The sequence below is a fragment of the Mesorhizobium sp. LCM 4577 genome (genome assembly GCF_001854795.2).
GTDB lineage: Bacteria > Pseudomonadota > Alphaproteobacteria > Rhizobiales > Rhizobiaceae > Mesorhizobium > Mesorhizobium plurifarium.
The window spans coordinates 179,067-194,966 of record NZ_MDDU01000013.1 but is presented as its reverse complement, the minus strand read 5'-3'; the positions used below and the strand labels follow the sequence as shown (position 1 = coordinate 194,966).

General features: G+C 65.0%; 13 protein-coding genes. 5 read left to right on the top strand and 8 right to left on the bottom strand.

All coding sequences use genetic code 11. From position 1 onward, the window contains the following. Positions 1-5 precede the first annotated feature (5 nt). The 6 genes from LCM4577_RS16210 to LCM4577_RS16185 form a co-directional block, all read right to left on the bottom strand. Positions 6-2,066, bottom strand: a complete 2,061-nt coding sequence (locus LCM4577_RS16210; protein ID WP_071072197.1) for a hydantoinase/oxoprolinase family protein — start codon at positions 2,064-2,066, stop codon at positions 6-8. 26 nt (positions 2,067-2,092) lie between these two features. Beyond that, complete coding sequence (locus LCM4577_RS16205; RefSeq protein WP_244508340.1) at positions 2,093-3,082, bottom strand: ABC transporter permease; 990 nt, start codon at positions 3,080-3,082, stop codon at positions 2,093-2,095. Next, on the bottom strand, positions 3,079-4,104 hold the full coding sequence (locus tag LCM4577_RS16200; protein WP_040983807.1) for an ABC transporter permease: 1,026 nt from the start codon (positions 4,102-4,104) through the stop codon (positions 3,079-3,081). Before LCM4577_RS16200 ends, LCM4577_RS16205 begins: the two co-directional genes overlap by 4 nt. Next, complete coding sequence (locus LCM4577_RS16195; RefSeq protein WP_040984440.1) at positions 4,101-5,588, bottom strand: sugar ABC transporter ATP-binding protein; 1,488 nt, start codon at positions 5,586-5,588, stop codon at positions 4,101-4,103. The genes LCM4577_RS16200 and LCM4577_RS16195 overlap by 4 nt, the downstream gene beginning before the upstream one ends. 160 nt (positions 5,589-5,748) lie before the next feature. Then, entirely contained in the window at positions 5,749-6,807 is a 1,059-nt protein-coding gene (gene torT, locus LCM4577_RS16190; RefSeq protein ID WP_040983806.1) for a TMAO reductase system periplasmic protein TorT, read from the bottom strand. 223 nt (positions 6,808-7,030) lie between these two features. Further along, on the bottom strand, positions 7,031-8,407 hold the full coding sequence (locus tag LCM4577_RS16185; protein WP_071072195.1) for an aspartate aminotransferase family protein: 1,377 nt from the start codon (positions 8,405-8,407) through the stop codon (positions 7,031-7,033). Positions 8,408-8,572: 165 nt separating this feature from the next. Here LCM4577_RS16185 and LCM4577_RS16180 point away from each other — a divergent pair, with 165 nt between their 5' ends. The 3 genes from LCM4577_RS16180 (at position 8,573) to LCM4577_RS16170 (ending at position 12,759) form a co-directional block, all read left to right on the top strand. Next, positions 8,573-9,262 (top strand): GntR family transcriptional regulator, encoded by a 690-nt coding sequence (locus LCM4577_RS16180; RefSeq protein ID WP_040983801.1) that lies wholly within the window; start codon positions 8,573-8,575, stop codon positions 9,260-9,262. 2 nt (positions 9,263-9,264) lie between these two features. Next, on the top strand, positions 9,265-10,386 hold the full coding sequence (locus LCM4577_RS16175) for an NAD(P)/FAD-dependent oxidoreductase (RefSeq protein WP_071072193.1): 1,122 nt from the start codon (positions 9,265-9,267) through the stop codon (positions 10,384-10,386). A 186-nt stretch (positions 10,387-10,572) separates the two neighbouring features. Beyond that, on the top strand, positions 10,573-12,759 hold the full coding sequence (locus LCM4577_RS16170) for a thiamine pyrophosphate-dependent enzyme (protein WP_071072192.1): 2,187 nt from the start codon (positions 10,573-10,575) through the stop codon (positions 12,757-12,759). A 3-nt stretch (positions 12,760-12,762) separates the two neighbouring features. Here LCM4577_RS16170 and LCM4577_RS16165 read toward each other — a convergent pair whose 3' ends face one another. After that, the gene (locus LCM4577_RS16165; RefSeq protein WP_071072190.1) at positions 12,763-13,533 is read right to left on the bottom strand and encodes an SDR family NAD(P)-dependent oxidoreductase; all 771 of its coding nucleotides are present in this window, start codon (positions 13,531-13,533) and stop codon (positions 12,763-12,765) included. Beyond that, positions 13,530-14,450, bottom strand: a complete 921-nt coding sequence (locus LCM4577_RS16160) for an aminotransferase class IV (RefSeq protein WP_071072188.1) — start codon at positions 14,448-14,450, stop codon at positions 13,530-13,532. The genes LCM4577_RS16165 and LCM4577_RS16160 overlap by 4 nt, the downstream gene beginning before the upstream one ends. Positions 14,451-14,582: 132 nt before the next feature. On the opposite strand from LCM4577_RS16160, the gene LCM4577_RS16155 reads away from it, so the two are divergent. Continuing rightward, the gene (locus LCM4577_RS16155) at positions 14,583-15,137 is read left to right on the top strand and encodes a VOC family protein (RefSeq protein WP_071072186.1); all 555 of its coding nucleotides are present in this window, start codon (positions 14,583-14,585) and stop codon (positions 15,135-15,137) included. 81 nt (positions 15,138-15,218) lie between these two features. Beyond that, positions 15,219-15,899 (top strand): GntR family transcriptional regulator, encoded by a 681-nt coding sequence (locus tag LCM4577_RS16150; protein ID WP_052467741.1) that lies wholly within the window; start codon positions 15,219-15,221, stop codon positions 15,897-15,899. The last annotated feature ends 1 nt before the right edge of the window (position 15,900 follow it).

Genomic DNA, 15,900 nt, shown 5'->3' with positions numbered 1-15,900 from the left:
TTGAACTAGGCGATGTTGACGACGAGATTGCCGTAACGGTCGATCTGCCCTTGATGCTGATCCTTGAGATAGGCCGTGAAGGTCTCCGCCTCGACCAGGCAGGGGCCGGCAAGCTGCGCGCCGGCGCGCAGCTGCGCAAGTTCGTAGACCGGGACCGTTTCGACACGACCGCTCTCCTGCTGATAGATGCCGCGCCTGGCCTTCAGGTCGATGGGGCCATTCTGATCGGGCAGCGTGTTCTTCTGCCAGATGTCCTGACCCGAGCGCTTGCCGATGGCGCGCAGCTTCCACGCCGTGAACTCGACGACGTCATTGTCGGCGCGGATCGAATAGATGCGCTCATGCATCTTGTGGAAGGCCTCGACCAGCGTCGGCAGGTCGCTCTCCGACACCGCGCCGTCCTTGGCCTCGAACGGCACTTCGATCTCGAAGGACTGGTATTCGTAGCGGCCGAGGAAGGAGAATTCGAACTGACGATTCTCCGCCGCGACGCCCGCTTCCGCGAGGAAGGTGTTGCCGGCCTGCTTCAGCCGCTTCAGCGCGTCGTTGACGCCGGCGACGTTGAAGTCCGCGTCGGAGGTGAGCAGCACCGCGCTCTCTTCCGAGCGGATGTCGGAGATCAGGCCGCCGAAGGCGCTGAGCCCGGCCATGAAACGCGGCACCATGTAGCGCTTCAGGCCGAGGATGTCGGCCATCTCGGCGATGTGGATGGCGGTGGCGCCGCCGCCGCAGACAAAGAAAGAATCGCGCGGGTTGATGCCCTCGCGCACGGTGATCTCCTCGATCGCCGCCACCATGTTGTGGTTGGAAGTGGTGTAGATCGCGTAGGCGGCTTCCTCGCGCGTCACACCGAGCCGCGCGGCGATCTTGTCGACCGCGGCTTCCGCCAGCTCCCGCTTCAACTGCATCTTGCCGCCGAGGAAGTAATCGGGGTCGACGATGCCGAGCACCACATTGGCATCGGTCACCGTCGGCTCGGTGCCGCCCTGCCCGTAGCATGCCGGGCCCGGCCGGGCGCCGGCGCTGCGCGGGCCGACCTGCAGCAGGCCGCCTTCGTCGACGAAGGCGATCGAGCCGCCGCCGGCGCCGACCGAGCGCACGTCGACCTTGGGGATGCCGAGCGAATCGTCGTGGATCATGCTGTCCGGCGTGACGATGATCTGATGGTCGCGCAGCGCCGACACGTCGAAGGTGGTGCCGCCCATGTCGCCGACGATGATGTCGGGCTTATCGGACAGCGCCAACGCCGCCATCGGCGCCAGCGTCGGACCGGACATGACGCTGTAGATCGGCTTCCGGATCATGTCGGCCAAAGGCATCATGCCGCCGACGCAATTGGCAAGCAGCAGCTCGCCCTCGAAACCCTCCTCGTCGAGCGCCGTCTTCAGCTTCTCGATATAGGTGCGCACGATCGGATTGATCGAGGCATCGATCGCGGCCGCGATGATGCGCTTGTATTCGCGCGGCATCGGGTTGATCTCGTGGCTGAGCGTCACCGGAATGCCTGGCAGCTCTTTCTCCAGGATCTCGCGCACGGCAAGCTCATGCGCCGGGTTCACCACCGACCACAGCAGACCGACTGCGATCGCCTCGACGCCGAGGCCTCGGAATTCGGCCGCCGCCTTGCGCACGTCGTCCAGCGACAGCGGCGCGAGCTCGCGGCCGCGCGCGTCGATGCGGCCCGCGACCGTCTTGGTCAGATGGCGCGGCACATAGGGATCGGGATAGTTCAGCCGCCACTGGAAGGCGCCTTTGCGCGGGCCTTCGCGCAGCACGAGGATATCCTGGTGGCCGGAGGTCAGGATAAGGCCGACCTTGACCGTCTTGCGTTCGACCAGCGCGTTGGTCGACACGGTGGAGCCGTGCACGACGAGGTCGATCTCTTTCATGAAGTCGGCGCCGCTCAGGCCATAKCCCTCGGCCGCGACATGCAGCACGTTGATGAAGCCTTTCTCGAATTCGCCTGGCGTCGTCGGCGATTTGAAGATCGCGATCTCGCCCTTGCTGTTCGAGACGAGGCAGTCGGTGAAGGTGCCGCCGATGTCGATGCAAACTTGATAGGCCATACGAGCTTCCCGAAGAGGTTGGAGTATCAGCGCCTGGCTTCGTCGCGATTGACGATCAGGCTGACGATGATGATGACGCCCAGGCAGATCTGCTGCAGATAGCCGTCGATCTGGACGAGGTTCATGCCGTTGGAGAGCACGGTGACGAACAGCGCGCCGAGCACGGCAGCGCCCACGCCGCCCTCGCCGCCGGAAAGGCGCACACCGCCGACCACGGCGGCCGCGATTGCTTCCAGGGTGAGATTGCCGCCGAGATTGGGCTCGCCCGAGCCGGTGCGCGCGGTGAGCAGAAGCGCGCCGAGCGCCGCCAGCAGCGCACACAGAACATAGGCCAGCACCAGCACCGGCACGGTGCGGATGCCAGCTGCCACCGCCGCCTTGGGATTGGCGCCGATGATATAGAGGCTGCGGCCGAAGCGCGTCGCCTTGAGCGTCAGGAACAGAAGCACGAAGACCAGCGCGGCGATCCAGATCGGCGTCGGGATGGCGAGCAGCGAGCCCTCCGCGAATTCGGCTGTGAGGCTCTTCGGCAGGCCGGTGACGGGGAAGCCGCCGCTGATCGTCGAGGCGAGGGCCAGCACCATATTGGCCATGCCGAGCGTCGTCACCAACGGATTGATGCCGATGCCGGCGATAAGCAAGCCGTTGGCGAGGCCGATCGCGCCGGCGATCAGAACCGCCGCGCCGACGCCATAGAGGATCGAAACGTCGCCGCCGCCCATCGCCACCATCGCCATCGAGGCGGCGACGCTGACCAGCGAGACGGTGTAGCCGAGCGAGAGATCGAAGCCACGCGTCAAAAGCACCATGGTTTGCGCCATGGCGAAGATGGCGAGATAGCTCGCCTGCAGCGCGATGTTGCGAAAATTGCCGAAGGAAAGCACGCGCGGCTCGACCAGGCCAAACAGGACCAGCACGACGACGATGGCGATCGGCAGTCGCGCGGCGCGCAGGATCTCTTTCGGCGAGAGGCCGGAAGGCTGAGCCATCGGTTGTGTCTTGGCCTCGGTGCTCATGCCTGCCGCTTTCTCAACAGAAGCCGTTCGATGGCCAAAGCCACGATCAGCACAGCGCCGAGCACCAGCGTTTGATATTTGCTGTCGACCTGCACCAGGTTCATGGCGTTGGCGATCACCGACAGGAACAGCGCCGCCAATGCCACCAGTTCGGCGCGACCGACGCCGCCGCGCAGCGACACGCCGCCGATGACCGCGGCGGCGATGGTCTCGAGCGCCAGCGTCCCGCCGATGGTGGATTGGCCCGAGCCGAGCCGCGACGTCATCAGGAAGCCGGTGAGCGCGGCGAGCAGGCCGGCGAGCATGTAGGCCGCGATCAGCGTGCGGCTTGTGGCAACGCCCGACAGGCGCGCCGAGCGCTGGTCGCTGCCCACCGCATAGATATGGCGGCCGAGCGCCGTGAAGCGCTGCATGATTATACACGCGGCAAGGACGCCGAGCGCCACCCAAAGCACGATCGGCAGGCTGAGAAACTGGCCGCGCCCGACATTGGCGACGAAGGAATCCACCACGCCGTAGATCGGGATGCCTTGCGTGAAATAAAGCGCGATGCCCATCAGCACCGACATCATCGCCAGCGTCACCATGAAGGGCGAGAGGGAGAAGATCGAAACCAGACCGGCGTTGACGAGCCCGACAAGCGCCCCGACGCCAAGGGCGATCACCAGCGAGGCGATGATGAGGGCCAATTCCATGCCGGGGAAATAGATGCTGCCGACCAGCATCACCGCGGCCGTCACCACCGAGGTCGCCGCCACCACCGCGCCGACGGAGAGATCGAAACCGCCGGCCGTCATCACCAGCATCTGCGCCAGCGACGGGATGAGCAGCAGCGCGAAATTGCGCATGACGTTGAGCAGGTTGAGCCGGTTGAGGAAGCGCGGCTCGATCAGTGCGGTCGCGACCACCGCCACGACCAGGAAGGTGATGACGATGCCGCCTTGCATGAGAAAGCGGTCGAGTCGGCTCGCGCGGTGCGATGGCGCGTTGGCAACGGTCATGGTCGCCGTTTCAGAGCTCATGCGTGCCCTCCGAAATAATGCGACAGCACCTGGGCTTCGCTGAGCTCATGCTGGGCAAGCTCGGCGACGATTTTGCCTTCATGCATGACATAGACACGCGAGGCGAGATTGATCAGCTCCGGCAATTCGGACGTCGAGACGACGACCGAGGCGCCTGCCTCGACCAGCGATTTGATGAGATTGTAGACATCGGCCTTGGCGCCGACATCGATGCCGACGGTGGGTTCATCGAACAGATAGACATCGAAAGATTTCATAAGGCCACGCGCCAGCATCAGCTTCTGCTGATTGCCGCCGGAGAAGGCGGAGGCCCTGCGCTCGGGCGCCATCGGTCGCAATGCGAGATTGCCGAGCGGCTCCTTGATCGCCTCGGTCTCGCGCCAGAACTTCAGCACCGGTCCAGATGACAGCGCCGGCAGGTCGAGCGAGCTCATCGTCGCATTCTCGCGCGCCGATCGCGCCAGTGCCAGGCCTTCCGATCCGCGATCGGCCGGAAAATAGCAGACATTGGCGGCAAGCATCGACGTCGGCGTCGGCCGCTCGACCGGCTTGTCGCCCAGGCTGATGGTGCCTGCCTCGATGGTCTCCAGGCCGAACACGGCGCGGCAGAGCTCGCTGCGCCCGCAACCGACGAGGCCGGCAAGACCGACCACCTCACCCGCGCGGGCGGTGAAGGAAGCGCCGATGACGGAGTGCTTCTCCGTCGTGAGATCCCGCACCTCGAGCCTGACCGCGCCGGGCTTGTGCTCGATCTTCGGAAAGAGCTGCTCGACGGGGCGGCCGACCATCATCTCGATCAGCCCCTCGTCCGAAATCTCGGCCGTGACCACCGTGCCGATCTTCTTGCCGCCGCGCAGCACGGTGACGCGGTCAGAGAGGTTGCGGATCTCGCTCATGCGATGCGAGACATAGATGATGCCGACGCCCCGCGCCTTGAGCAGCGCCACGGCATTGAACAGTTTCTCCGCCTCGCCGTCGGTGAGCGACGCGGTCGGCTCGTCGAGGATGAGCACCTTCGGCCGCATGCGCAGCGCCTTGGCGATCTCGACCATCTGCTTTTGCGCGCGCGACAGGAAGGCGACCTTCTCGTCGAGCGGCAAATGGAAGCCGAGACTGTCCAGCAGCTCGGCCGCAGCCTGTCGCATCTGCTTGCGTTTCAGGAACAGTCCGGACGACTGTTCGCGGCCGAGGAAGATGTTCTCTACCACGGTGAGGTCGGGCACCAAGCTGAATTCCTGGAAGACCGCGGCAATGCCGATCTCTTGCGCCACCTGCGGCGTCAGGCTGGTGATTGTCCGGCCGTTGATGCGGTAGACGCCTTCGGCCCAGGGAAACGTGCCGGCAATGAGATTGATGAGCGTCGACTTGCCGGCGCCATTCTCGCCAAGCAACGCGTGGACCTCGCCCTCATTGAGGGAGAAGTCGACATTGTCGAGCGCGGCGATGCCGCGGAATCTCTTGGTGAACCCTGTAACTTCCAGCATCTCGTCCAAAGGCCCAAAGCCGGCAAGAGCAATTCAAGCAAACTGCGTGGCGGTTCGCCCGGAATTGCGTCAAGTCGCCTGACCGCCTTCTGCAAGGCGGTCAGGCCGGGAGGATCGCGATATAATCGCGAAGCTGAAGGCCGCGCCGGCGGCCTCGTTACTATTCGACCGAGAACACGGGGCGCCAGTTGTCCGGCGCGAAGATCTGGGTCGTGTCGATCTTGTCGACATTGTCCTTGGTAACGATGCCGGGGGCAACCAGCAGGACCTTTTCGTGATCCTTCTTCTCCAGCGCGCGCACCGCGAGGTCGACGCCGATGCGCCCCATGATGACCGGATACTCGGTGGCGAAGCCGAGCACCGAGCCATCCTTGACGGCCTTCAGCATGGTCTGGTTCTCATAGGACGACATGATCGTCACGTTGCTCAAGCCGGCATCGGCCACGGCGCCGATCGCGGCCTCCGCCGTCGGTGCGCCCCCCCAGATGACGTTGACGTCCGGATGGGTCTGCAGCGCGTCTTCGACCAATTTGAGCTGCGCCGGCACGCTGGCCTCGCCGAACATCTCGCCGACCAGCTTGATGTTGCCGCTCTTGGTGCTGTCGCGGAAGCCGTTCATGTAGGTCTCGGCCCAGCCGCTGCCCTGCGGCCCGGGGAACGCCACTGCGGTGCCCTGCTTGTCGCCGAGATACTTCTTCACATACTCGCCGGTCTGAAAACCCTTCTGGTAGAAGTCGGGCGTGATGCGAGCGGTGATCGGCGTCTCCAGGATCGGATTGGCGACGGCGATGTTGACGATGCCCTTGCCCATGCCCTCGTTGATCTTGGCGGCCACGCCGGCTTCCGAGATGGCCGAGATCAGGATGGCGTCGGCGCCCGAGGCGACGCAGTCGTCATATTGCGAGATCTGCTTCGGYAGGGCGGTGTAGCCGCCGGCCTGCAGCACCGTCACCTTGACGCCGAGGCGTTTCGCTTCCTCGACGATGCCATAGTCCACCGAGACCCAGTAGCTGTCCTGCAGGTGCGGGAAGAGCACGCAGAGCTTCCAGGGCTTCTCCGCCTTGTCGAGCGGCTTGTACTCGATCTCTCCGACATTCTTCAGATCGCCGTCCTTGGCCGAAGCGATCTTGAATGGCCACCAGTCGGCGGCCTGCGCCATTCCGGCCGACAGCACCGTCGCCGACAGCGCCAAGGCCAGTGATTTCTTCAATCCTCTCATATCAGTCTCCCATTTTTCAGCGCCCTGCTGGGCTGAAGTTTTCTCGATTTCGGCTTCAGTTGCCTTTGTATCCAATTGCCACTTCTGCGTTGGCATTTCATAATGTTGGACGACGCGTTGCAATAAGAATGTATCCAATAGGCATCGCAACGTACATCTTATATCTTATATGTCAACGCGAGAAAGAGCAACCGCCACCGCGCCGGATACCTGACGAAGCCCTTCAGCCCTGCGGGTAAACCTGCGGCAATGCAGCGTCGAGCGACCKCTCGAAGGCATCGACCAGGGCGTCGATTTGCGCCTCGGTGATGATCATCGGCGGACAGAAGGCGATCGCATCGCCCATGTTGCGCGAGATGACGCCGTTCTGCTGCAGGAAGCCGTTGACCAGCGCGCCGAGCGCCGCCGGCTTGCCCCACGACGCCTTGGTCGCCTTGTCGGCGACAAGCTCGACCGCGGCGATGAGACCGACGCCGCGCACCTCGCCCACCAGCGGATGYGAGGCGAGCTTGCGCAGCCTTGCCTGCAGGTGAGCGCCGACCTTGCGCACATTGCCGACGAGGTCGCGCTCCTCGATCAGCTTAATGTTCTCCAGCGCGACGGCCGCGGCGACCGGATGGCCGCCGCCGGTGAAGCCGTGGCCGAAAGTGCCGATGCGGTCGCTCTCGTCGGCGATCGGCTCGAACACCTTGTCGTTGATCAGCAGTGCCGAGATCGGCAGGTAGGAGGACGAGATCTGCTTGGACAGCACCATGATGTCGGGCTTGATGCCGAAGGTCTGCGAGCCGAACATCTCGCCAGTCCTGCCGAAGCCGCAAATCACTTCGTCGGCCACCAGCAGGATGCCGTATTTCGACAGCACCGCCTGGATCTTTTCCCAATAGCCGGCGGGCGGAACGACGACGCCGCCGGCGCCCATGATCGGCTCGCCGATGAAGGCGGCGATCGTTTCAGGCCCCTCGGCAAGGATGAGCTTCTCCAGCTCGTCGGCAAGCCGTGCGGAGAACTGTTCCTCGCTCTCGCCGGGCTCCGCGTCGCGCCAGTGATGCGGCGTCGACGTATGCAGGATATTGGCGATCGGCAGGTCGAAGGAGAGATGGTTGTTGGGCAGGCCGGTCAGGCTCGCCGAGGCGATGGTGACGCCGTGATAGCCGCGCTTGCGGCTGATGATCTTCTTGCGCGCCGGCTGGCCGAGCGCGTTCGAGCGATACCAGATCATCTTGATCGCCGTATCGTTGGCCTCGGAACCGGAATTGGTGAAATAGGCCTTGCTCATCGGCACCGGCGCCACCTGCACCAGCTTCTCGGCCAGGTCGATCAGCGGCGAATGCGCCTTGGAGCCGAAGTCGTGATAGAAGGGCAGCTTCGACATCTGCCGCGTCGCGGCGTCCACCAGCCGCTTTTCCGAGAAGCCGACGGCGACGCTCCACAAGCCCGCCATCGCCTCGATGTAGCGGTTGCCGGCGATGTCCTCGACATAGACGCCATCGCCCTTTTCGATCACCAGCGGCCCCGTCTCCTGATGCTTGCGGGCGTTGGTGTAGCCATGCAGGTGGTAGCGAATGTCGCGGGCTTCGGGGGAATTCGGTCTGGCGTCCATGACGGCTCCTGTCTGCAGGCGTCCAAGCGGGAATTGCCCTGCCTACCCCTCGTCCAAGGGATCGCAGTTCCCTCTTGCATTATGCTGTTTGATGCATCATGTTTCTTATAAGATATACTGTCAAGCCCTTTTGGGCCGGCAGCCAAAAAACGGGACGGGAACGGCATGGCGAGCTTCAGCTTCGAAACGCTCGAGCGCGAAAACCTCGGCGAAACCGTCTATGCGCGCGTCGCCGAGGCGCTGATCAAGGGACGTTTCGCACCGGATGCCAGGCTGACCATCCGCGATCTCGCCCAGTCGCTGGGAACCAGCGTCACGCCGGTCCGCGACGCCATCCTGCGCCTCATCCAGGACGAGGCTCTGGTGCAAAAATCGGCGCGCGAGGTGCGCGTTCCCATCATCACGCTGGAACGCTATCGCGAGATCCGCCAGATCAGACTGAAGCTCGAAGGGCTTGCCGCGCGCGAGGCCGCGCTCAAGGCGACGGCCAGGGATATCGAGCGGCTGCGCGATCTGATCGCCCGCAACGAGCGCGCGATCGCCGACAGGAACTGGACCGAAGGGCTGGAGCTCAACCAGACGTTCCACTTCGCGCTTGCCGACATAGGCGACATGGTGGTGCTGCGCGGCATCCTGAACCGGCTCTGGCTGCAGATGGGGCCGCTGATCGCGGAATCCTACCACGAAGGCGGCCGCGCCATGATCGACAACCATCATGCGGTTCTCGCCGCGGTCGAAAAGAAGGATGCCGATGCCGCCGAACGTGCGATCATCGCCGACATCACCGAGGGCGGAAATGTGATTCTCGAGCGGCTCTTCAGCAGGCATGCCGCCGGCGTCAGCCAGGCGAACTGAGTATGGAACAGGTCGACTGCATCGTCGCCGGGGCCGGCGTCATCGGCCTCGCGGTTGCCCGCAGCCTCGCCGCGAGGGGCCTTGAAACGCTGATCCTCGAAGCGGCGGACGCCATCGGCACCGAAACCAGCTCGCGCAATTCGGAAGTGATCCATGCCGGCATCTACTATCCGCGCGGATCGCTGAAGGCCCGGCTCTGCGTCGCCGGCCGCGACATGCTCTACCGCTACTGCGCGGAACGCGCGATCCCGCATCGCCGCTCGGGCAAGCTGATCGTCGCGACCGACGAGGCCCAGGAACCCGTACTCGCCACGATCCGGGCTGGCGCAGCGGCCTGCGGCGTGGACGATCTGCGCTTCGTTTCCGCCGCCGAGGCGCAGAACCTGGAACCGGCGCTTTGTTGCACCAAAGCGCTGCTCTCGCCTTCCACCGGCATCATCGACAGCCATGCGCTCATGCTCGCCTTGCTCGGCGATGCCGAGGAAAGCGGCGCGATGCTGTCGCTCAACACACGCATCGTCTCGGGCCGCATCGATGCCGGTCGTATCGTGCTCCAGACGAGGGACACGGCAAGCGGCGAAGGTTTCGAGGTTGCCACACCGCGCCTCATCAACGCGGCCGGCCTTGGCGCCGTCGCGCTGGCAGGCTCGCTCGAAGGCTTCGACCAGCAATTCTTGCCGACGCTTCGCTATGCCAAGGGCAATTATTTCTCCGTGGTGGGCCGGGCGCCCTTCTCGCGGCTGATCTACCCCGTGCCGGAACCGGGCGGCCTTGGCGTCCACCTGACACTTGATCTCGGCGGCACGGCTCGGTTCGGGCCCGACGTCGAATGGACGGACACGCTCGACTACCGCGTCGATCCGGCGCGCGGCAAACGCTTCTACGATGCGATCCGCCAATACTGGCCGGACCTGGCCGACGGCAGCCTGCAGCCGGCCTACAGCGGCATCCGGCCGAAGCTCTCCGGTCCGGGCGAAGCCAACAGCGACTTTGTGATCCAGGATGCCGCAACGCACGGCATCGATGGCCTGTTCAACCTGTTCGGCATCGAAAGCCCCGGCCTGACCTCCAGCCTGGCGATTGCCGAGCAAGTGGCGCGCATCCTGGCGCCTGAGACGGACTGACGGCGCCGGCGCGCGGTATCGAGTGCCGATCGCGTCGCGCGCCACCTCGGCGGGAGTCCGGCATATCCACTCAATGTATCCAATGATAATGATGAGCGGCAAATTTTGCCTTCCAAAAGGCAAGACACGTCGTTATCGTATCCAATGAGCTTCTCAAACCAGCCACCAGCCCGGCAGGAAGTCCTGATGCCCGACTATGCGACATTGGCCCCATCGGCTCCCTGGCGCGAACTGCGCACGACGCGCGCAGACTGGGACGACGCCGATCCGGCTGCGCTGGAATCGATGCTGGTTTCGGCTCATCTGATCCGCGCCTTCGAGGAGAAAGTGCTGGACCTCGCCGGCCAGGGCCTGGTGCATGGACCCGCCCATTCCGCCGTCGGTCAGGAAGGGGGCGCCGTCGGCTCGGCCGCGTTGATGCGCGCCGGCGATCAGATCAATGGATCCCATCGCGCGCATCACCAGTTCCTCGCCAAGTCGATCCGCTATGTCGCGCCAGACGGGCTCTTGCCAGCGGCGGAGTTTTCACCGGCCATCCGCGATCTCGCCCAGAGGTCGCTCGCCGAGATCCTTGGCCTCGCACAGGGCTTCTGTCGCGGCCGTGGCGGCTCGATGCATTTGCGCTGGGCCGAAGCCGGCAATCTCGGCACCAACGCGATCGTCGGCGGCGGCGTGCCCTTGGCTGCCGGCGCCGCCTGGGCGCACAAGCGGGCCGGCAAGGGCGATGTCGCCTTTGCCTATTTCGGCGATGGCGCCGTCAACATCGGCTCGGTGCTGGAGACGATGAACATTGCCGCCGCCTGGAAGCTGCCGCTTTGCTTCTTCATCGAGAACAACCGCTATGCCGTCTCGACCCATGTCGAGGAAGCGACCGCCGAGCCGCGCCTGTCGGCGCGCGGATTGGCCTTCGCCATTCCCGCCTGGAAGGTCGACGGCATGGACCCCCTCGCCGTCTACCTTGCGACGAAAGAAGCCATGGAGCTGATGCGCAATGGCGGCGGGCCGGCCATCATCGAGGCCGATGTCTATCGCTACTTCCATCAGAACGGCCCGCTGCCCGGCAGTGCCTTCGGCTACCGTGACAAGGTCGAGGAGGCGGCGTGGCGGACGCGCGACCCGCTCGACCGGCTTGCGAGCGAAATGGAACAACGTCAGATCATCGGCAGCTCGGGCGTTGCCGCTCTGCGCGAACGCGCGCTCGCGCTGATGGCCGATGTCGCCGCCGAGCTCGTCGAGCAGGCGGGCGGCAAGAACCGCATCAAGCCGGCGCTATGGCCGGACGAAGGGTTTCGCGACCACGGCATCCGCGGCGATCTCTCCGAACTTTCCGGCCAGCGCACGGAGGAGCTCGAAACCTTCGGCGGCGCGATCGACGGCAACGCCAAATTCATCGACACCGTGGCCAACGTCATGCAGCGGCGCATGGCGACGGACGACCGCATCGTTGTCATGGGCGAGGATGTGCACCGGCTGAAGGGCGGCACCAACGGCGCGACGCGTGGCCTTGCCGCCGCCTTCCCGGACCGGGTGCTCGGCACGCCGATCAGCGAGGCCGCCTTCACCGGCCTCGGCGGCGGCATCGCCATGGACGGCCGCTACCTTCCGGTCGTCGAGTTCATGTACCCCGACTTCATGTGGGTGGCGGCCGATCAGGTCTTCAATCAGATCGGCAAGGCGCGCCACATGTTCGGCGGCGATATCGACGTGCCGCTGGTGCTGCGCACCAAGGTCGCCATGGGCACCGGCTACGGCTCGCAGCACTCCATGGACCCGGCCGGCATCTTCGCCACCTCGCCCGGCTGGCGCATCGTTGCCCCTTCGACACCCTTCGACTATGTCGGCCTGATGAACAGCGCGCTGCGCTGCAAGGATCCGGTGCTCGTCATCGAGCATGTCGAACTCTACAATTCGACCGGCCCGGCGCCGGTCGACGATCTCGATTACTTCATCCCGCTCGGCAAGGCGAAAGTCGTGCGCCAGGGCAAGGCGATGACGATCCTCACCTACCTCGCCATGGTGCGGCCGGTGATCGAGGTGGTCGAACGTCTTGGCGTCGACGCCGAGGTCATCGACCTGCGCTCGCTCGATCGCGCCGGGCTCGACTGGCAGACCATCGAAGCCTCGATCCGCAAGACCGGCAATGTGCTGGTGGTCGAGCAAGGCGCCCGCGGCACGTCTTATGGCGGCCTGCTCGCCGCCGAGATCCAGGACCGCTGCTTCGACTGGCTCGACCAGCCTGTCCAGCGCGTCCATGGCGGCGAGGCTTCGCCCAGCATTTCCAAGGTGCTCGAGGCCGCCGCTTGCGCACGCCCCGCCGATATCGAGCGCGGCGTGCGCCAGGTCATGGCCGATCAGGGGCGACCGCTGGGCTGAAAGTCAGGCCCGCGGATCGTCGCGCGGCGTCATGAAGCCGGCGGTTTCGCCGCCGTCGACGCTGAGCACCGCGCCGTTGACGAAGCCCGCGGCGGGAGAGAGCAGCCAGCCGACCGCCTCGGCGACATCTTCCGGTGTGCCGAGGCGCGCCGCGGGAATGCGCTTTTCCAGCTTCTCGCGCCGGCCAGGAATGGCCAGCGTCTTTGCCATCATCTGCGTGGCGATCTGACCCGGGCAGACGGCGTTGAAGCGCACCTCCGAGCCGTATTCGAGTGCCAGCGCTTGCGTCAGGCCGATCAGCGCCGCCTTGGAGGCGGTGTAGATCGCAAGTCCCTCCTCGCCGACCAGGCCGGCCACCGACGAGATCGTCGCCACGGCGCCGCGCGCGGCCCGCAGACCAGCCAAGGCATGACGCGTGAACAGATAGGCCGAGGTGGCGTTGGCCGTCATCGTCCTGTTCCAGTCGTCGAGCGTCGTCTGGTCGAAGGCGGCGCGCCCGCCGGCGCCGGCATTGTTGACCAGGCCGGCGATACGCCCCTTGCCAAGCTCCAGCGCGACCTCGACCGCGCGCTTGCAGTCAGCCTCGCTGGTCGCGTCGCCTGCGGCGAAGACGGCGCCGGGGACCGCGGCGATCACATCATCGGCGGCGGCCCGGTCGCGCCCTGTGAAGACGACCCGCGCGCCATCCGCCGCCAGCCGTTCGACGCAGGCCGCGCCGATGCCGCGCGTGCCGCCGGTCACCAGGAAGACGCGCTCAGCCTCTTTGGCGCTCATGCCGCCGCTCCGTAGTCGACGAGGGTGCAAAGCGGCCCTTCCCTGTGCGCGGCCCAGTAGAGATCGTGGATGCGGTTGGTGATCGGGCCGGGCTTGCCGTTGCCGTAGATGCGGCCATCGAGCATCGTCACCGGCATGATGCCGCCGGCGGAGCTCGAGATGAAGATCTCGTCGGCCTCGCGCAATTCCTCGATCGGCAGCGGCCGCACCTCGCAGGTGACGCCCGCTTCGCCGGCCAGCTCGATCACGGTGCGGCGCGTCATGCCCTCGAAGACGCCGCGGTCCGGTGTCGTGATGACGTTGCCCTTCACCGAAAAGACGTTGAAGCCGGCGCCTTCGGTGACGTTGCCCTTTCCGTCGTTGAGCACGGCGACGATGGCATCCTGGTCATAGGCCTCGAAGATGCCCATCGTCAGGTCGAGCCAGTGGAAGTTCTTCAGGCGCGGATCGAGCGATTCGGGCGGGATGCGCTGCACCGAACTCACCACCATCTTCAGCCCGTCGCGGCGCTGCTCGTCATTGGCGATCCACACGAAGGGTTGCGCGAAAGCATAGAACCGGTTCTGGCAGAGCCTGGGGTCGCGGGTGCCGGCTGGCGGTACGCCACGCGTGCAGGTCATCTGCACGTAGGCATCGCGAAGCCCGGTCCGGCGAACGCATTCGACCAGGATGTCTGCTATCTCGGCCTTGGACAGCGGCAGGCTCATGCGCAGGCCGCGCATCGAGGCCAGGAAGCGCTCGATATGGTCGTCGAGCCTGAAGAAACGGCCTTTCCAGACATGGGTGACGTCATAGGTCGCATCGGACCGCACGAAGCCGCGGTCGGTGATCGGAACGGCAGCCTCCGCGAGCGGCATATAGCTGCCGTTGACATAGGCTATGCCCAACGCCGGATCGTAAGCGGTCCTGTCTGTCATGAAATCCTCCACAGATGTCGAGCCTATCATTGGATACAATCTGGCGGATTTATTCGGCCAGATCCGCTAATTTTCTTGCCAATTGCCGCATGTTGGATACGGTCATGTCGGATCATAGATGCCGGACCAGCAATGCTTCATGAAACCAGCCATGCCGGCAACGGCCTTCCGGGCCTGCGCGGCACCGATCATATCGGCTTCACCGTTCCCGATCTCGACGAAGCCGTCCGTTTCTTCGTCGAGGTCATCGGCTGCGAGCCCTTCTACGAGCTCGGGCCTTTCCGGTCCGACGGAGACTGGATGGAAACCCATCTCAACGTCCATCCCCGTACAGTGATGAAGCGGCTCAAATTCCTGCGCTGCCGTCACGGCTCCAATTTCGAGATCTTCGAATATTCCGCGCCGGACCAGGACGGCGTCCAACCCAGGAACAGCGATGTCGGCGGGCATCATCTCGCCTTCTACGTCGACGATATCGATGATGCAGTCGCCTATCTCCGATCGCATGGCGTGCGCGTGCTCGGCGAGCCGACGGTGCGCACCGAGGGACCGAGCGCCGGTCAGAGCTGGGTTTATTTCCTGAGTCCCTGGGGCATGCAGCTCGAGCTGGTCTCCTTCCCCACGGGCAAGGCCTATGAACGCGGGACGGATCGCCGGCTCTGGCATCCGGCCAACCCTCATCTGTGAGCGGCCGGTTCGTGCCGATTCCCACCTGCTCGCCGATGCACTAACATCCTGGGGATCAACACCATGCGGGGAATTGAGATCATGGCCGGCAGACGCGCAAGCGGCGGAACCGAAGGCAACGGCGCCGCCCTGGCCAGCGGCCGCGTCACCGATGCGCTGCGCGACGCCATCCTGTCGGGGCGGCTGCGGCCGGGCAGCCGCGTCCGCCAGGAAGAGCTCGCCGAAGAATACGGCATCAGCCGCATCCCCGTGCGCGAGGCGCTCCGGCAACTGGAAAGCGAAGGGCTGGTCATCCTCGTGCCCAACAGCGGCGCCTGGATTTCCAAGCTCGACCGCGCCGAGTGCATCGAGATCTACAAGATCCGCGAGCGGCTGGAGCCGCTGGCGCTTTCCGAAAGCAGCGCCAACCTTTCGCCCGAAACGCTTGCGCGCCTGGAAGACCTCGTCTCGCGCATCGAGGCCGCCGGCAGCATCGACGAGTTCCTGCAGCTCGACCGCGAGTTTCATCTCCTGAGCTATGAAGGCGCGCGCATGCCGCAGCTCGCCCAGATGATCCACAAATTCTGGAACACCACCCAGCAATACCGGCGCGCTTTCGCCGCATCGGTCGGCAAGGCCGGCATGGCGGCGGTGCATCACGAGCATCGGCTGATCCTCGAGGCGCTGAAGCGGCGCGACGGCGAACAGGCCGGCCTCATCCTCTACGGCCATATCCGCCGCACTCGCCTGCAGCTCGAGCAACACACCGAGATGTTCGCCTAAC

What these genes read in the sequence shown, in the direction of transcription:
- LCM4577_RS16205 (WP_244508340.1), bottom strand. Translation starts at nt 3,082, where the DNA reads ATGAGCACCGAGGCCAAGACACAACCGATGGCTCAGCCTTCCGGCCTC.
- LCM4577_RS16200 (WP_040983807.1), bottom strand. Translation starts at nt 4,104, where the DNA reads ATGAGCTCTGAAACGGCGACCATGACCGTTGCCAACGCGCCATCGCAC.
- LCM4577_RS16195 (WP_040984440.1), bottom strand. Translation starts at nt 5,588, where the DNA reads ATGCTGGAAGTTACAGGGTTCACCAAGAGATTCCGCGGCATCGCCGCG.
- LCM4577_RS16180 (WP_040983801.1), top strand. Translation starts at nt 8,573, where the DNA reads ATGGCGAGCTTCAGCTTCGAAACGCTCGAGCGCGAAAACCTCGGCGAA.
- LCM4577_RS16175 (WP_071072193.1), top strand. Translation starts at nt 9,265, where the DNA reads ATGGAACAGGTCGACTGCATCGTCGCCGGGGCCGGCGTCATCGGCCTC.
- LCM4577_RS16170 (WP_071072192.1), top strand. Translation starts at nt 10,573, where the DNA reads ATGCCCGACTATGCGACATTGGCCCCATCGGCTCCCTGGCGCGAACTG.
- LCM4577_RS16165 (WP_071072190.1), bottom strand. Translation starts at nt 13,533, where the DNA reads ATGAGCGCCAAAGAGGCTGAGCGCGTCTTCCTGGTGACCGGCGGCACG.
- LCM4577_RS16160 (WP_071072188.1), bottom strand. Translation starts at nt 14,450, where the DNA reads ATGACAGACAGGACCGCTTACGATCCGGCGTTGGGCATAGCCTATGTC.
- LCM4577_RS16155 (WP_071072186.1), top strand. Translation starts at nt 14,583, where the DNA reads ATGCTTCATGAAACCAGCCATGCCGGCAACGGCCTTCCGGGCCTGCGC.
- LCM4577_RS16150 (WP_052467741.1), top strand. Translation starts at nt 15,219, where the DNA reads ATGGCCGGCAGACGCGCAAGCGGCGGAACCGAAGGCAACGGCGCCGCC.